This window comes from Pseudomonas sp. (assembly GCF_049590575.1).
Classification (GTDB): domain Bacteria; phylum Pseudomonadota; class Gammaproteobacteria; order Pseudomonadales; family Pseudomonadaceae; genus Aquipseudomonas.
Map to the genome: position 1 here is coordinate 1 of NZ_JBAWDE010000224.1, position 3,023 is coordinate 3,023.

The window sequence follows — 3,023 nt, forward strand, 5'->3', positions numbered from 1 at the left end:
GGCTTGCCTGCGATGGCATCACCTCGGTGTCACTGCAAGACCGAGTCGCCTGCATCGCAGGCAAGCCAGCTCCCACACAAAGCGATTCGCGTCCGATCAGCGACCGAGATACACCTCGATCACCCGCTCATTTTCCTGCACCTGTTCCAGCGACCCCTCAGCCAGCACGCTGCCCTGGTGCAACACGGTCACGTGGTCGGCAATCGAGCCGACAAAGCCCATGTCGTGCTCCACCACCATCAGCGAGTGTTTGCCCGCCAGGCGCTTGAACAGTTCGGCAGTGAACTCGGTTTCGGCGTCGGTCATGCCTGCCACCGGTTCGTCCAGCAGCAACAGTTGCGGGTCCTGCATCAGCAGCATGCCGATTTCCAGGAACTGCTTCTGGCCGTGGGACAGCAAGCCCGCCGGGCGCTGCTGCGAGGCGGTCAGGCGGATGGTGTCGAGCACTTCGTCGATACGGTCTTTCTGCTCACCGCTCAGGCGTGCACGCAGGCTGGCCCAGACGGATTTGTCGGTCTTCTGCGCCAGCTCCAGGTTTTCGAACACGCTCAGGGCTTCGAACACCGTGGGCTTCTGGAACTTGCGCCCGATGCCGGCCTGGGCGATCTGCACTTCGCTCATCGCTGTCAGGTCGAGGGTTTCGCCAAACCAGGCCTTGCCGTGGCTGGGCCGGGTCTTGCCGGTGATCACGTCCATCAGCGTGGTCTTGCCCGCGCCGTTGGGGCCGATGATGCAGCGCAATTCACCGACGCCGATGTACAGGTTCAAATCGTTGAGCGCCTTGAAACCATCAAAGCTGACACTGATGTCCTCCAGGGTCAGGATGGTCCCGTGCCGAGTGTTCAGGCCCTTGCCGGCGGCCTGGCCAATACCGATTGCATCGCGGCCGCTGCCCGCATCGAGAATAGGTTCGAGCATGACGTTCCTCATTTCTTCAGCAGGCCGATAACGCCTTTGGGCAGGTACAGGGTGACGATGATGAACAGCGCCCCGAGGAAGAACAGCCAGTATTCCGGGAAGGCCACGGTGAACCAGCTCTTCATGCCGTTCACCACGCCGGCGCCGAGCAACGGCCCGATCAGCGTGCCACGCCCGCCGAGGGCCACCCACACGGCGGCTTCGATGGAGTTGGTCGGCGACATTTCGCTGGGGTTGATGATGCCCACTTGCGGCACATACAACGCACCCGCCAAACCACACAACACTGCGCTCAAGACCCACACGAACAGCTTGAAACCACGCGGGTCGTAGCCGCAGAACATCAGGCGGTTCTCGGCATCGCGCAGGGCGGTCAGCACCCGGCCGAACTTGCTCTGCGCCAGGCGCCAGCCGGTGTACAGGCTGGCGACCAGCAGTACGACCGTGGCAAAAAACAGTACCGCGCGGGTAGCCGGTTCGGTAATGCCGAAACCCAGGATGCTGCGGAAATTGGTGAAGCCGTTATTGCCGCCAAACCCGGTTTCGTTGCGGAAAAACAACAGCATCCCGGCAAAGGTCAGGGCCTGGGTCATGATCGAGAAATACACGCCCTTGATCCGCGAGCGAAAGGCGAAGAAGCCGAACACCAGCGCCAGCACACCCGGCGCCAACACCACCAGGCACAGGGCCCAGAGGAAGTGCTCGGTGCCGATCCAGTACCAGGGTAATTCGGTCCACGACAAAAACGTCATGAACGCCGGCAGCTCATCGCCGGAGGCCTGGCGCATCAGGTACATGCCCATCGCGTAGCCGCCGAGGGCAAAGAACAGGCCGTGGCCGAGGGACAACATCCCCGCGTAACCCCACACCAGGTCCAGGGCGAGGGCGACGATGGCGTAGCAGAGGATCTTGCCCACCAACGTCAGGGTGTAAGCCGACACATGCAGCGGGTTTTCCGGCGACAGCAGCGAACACAACGGCAGCGCCAGCAGCAGGATCAGGATCACCGCGCCGACTGCAATCGTGACCTTGGGGCCGACCTTTTGCGTGGCGGTAAGCATCAGTGGCTGGTTCATCAGTCGATCACCCGTCCTTTCAGTGCGAAGAGTCCCTGCGGGCGTTTCTGGATAAACAGAATGATCAGCGCGAGGATCAGGATCTTGCCGAGCACGGCGCCGATCTGCGGTTCGAGAATCTTGTTGGCGATCCCCAGCCCGAAGGCCGCCATCACGCTGCCGGCCAACTGGCCGACACCGCCGAGCACCACCACCAGGAACGAGTCGATGATGTAGCTCTGGCCGAGGTCCGGGCCGACGTTGCCGATCTGGCTCAGCGCCACGCCGCCGAGGCCGGCGATGCCCGAGCCGAGGCCGAACGCGAGCATGTCCACACGCCCGGTGGGCACGCCGCAGCAGGCGGCCATGTTGCGGTTCTGGGTGACGGCGCGCACGTTGAGGCCCAGGCGCGTCTTGTTCAGCAGCAACCATGTGAGCACCACCACAAACAGCGCGAAGGCGATGATCACGATGCGGTTGTACGGCAGCACCAGGTTGGGCAGCACTTGAATGCCGCCCGACAGCCATTCGGGGTTCGACACTTCAACGTTCTGCGCACCGAACACCAGGCGCACCAATTGGATCAGCATCAAGCTGATGCCCCACGTGGCCAGCAGGGTTTCCAGTGGGCGCCCGTACAGGTGGCGAATCACCGTGCGCTCCAGCGCCATGCCGATGGCGGCGGTGACGAAAAACGCCACCGGCAGCGCGATCAACGGGTAGAACTCGATGGCCGCCGGCACGTAGCGCTGCATCAGCAGTTGCACCACGTAGGTCGAGTAGGCGCCGAGCATCAGCATCTCGCCGTGGGCCATATTGATCACGCCGAGCAGGCCGAAGGTGATCGCCAGGCCGAGGGCGGCGAGCAGCAGGATCGAACCCAGGGACATGCCGCTGAAGGCCTGGCCGAGGATCTCGCCGAGCATCAATTTGCGTTTGACCTGTGCCAGGCTGGTCTCGGCGGCGGTGTGCACGGCGGCATCGGTTTCTATGCCGGGGGCCAGCAGGGCTTCCAGGCGCGTGCGCGCCAGCGGGTCGCCGGTGCTGCCG

Annotated in this window: 3 protein-coding genes; all 3 read right to left on the reverse strand. The window is 63.4% G+C overall.

The window, feature by feature from the left end; genetic code table 11:
* Positions 1-96: 96 nt before the first annotated feature.
* Positions 97-918, reverse strand: coding sequence for an urea ABC transporter ATP-binding protein UrtD (urtD, locus tag WBR57_RS15290; RefSeq protein ID WP_424084536.1), 822 nt, complete (start codon positions 916-918; stop codon positions 97-99).
* A gap of 8 nt (positions 919-926) precedes the next feature.
* Complete coding sequence (gene urtC / locus WBR57_RS15295) at positions 927-1,994, reverse strand: urea ABC transporter permease subunit UrtC (protein ID WP_424084537.1); 1,068 nt, start codon at positions 1,992-1,994, stop codon at positions 927-929.
* A partial coding sequence (gene urtB / locus WBR57_RS15300; protein WP_424084538.1) for an urea ABC transporter permease subunit UrtB occupies positions 1,994-3,023 on the reverse strand: 1,030 nt, incomplete at its 5' end. The genes urtB and urtC, both read right to left, overlap by 1 nt.

What these genes read in the sequence shown, in the direction of transcription:
- urtD (WP_424084536.1), bottom strand. Translation starts at nt 918, where the DNA reads ATGCTCGAACCTATTCTCGATGCGGGCAGCGGCCGCGATGCAATCGGT.
- urtC (WP_424084537.1), bottom strand. Translation starts at nt 1,994, where the DNA reads ATGAACCAGCCACTGATGCTTACCGCCACGCAAAAGGTCGGCCCCAAG.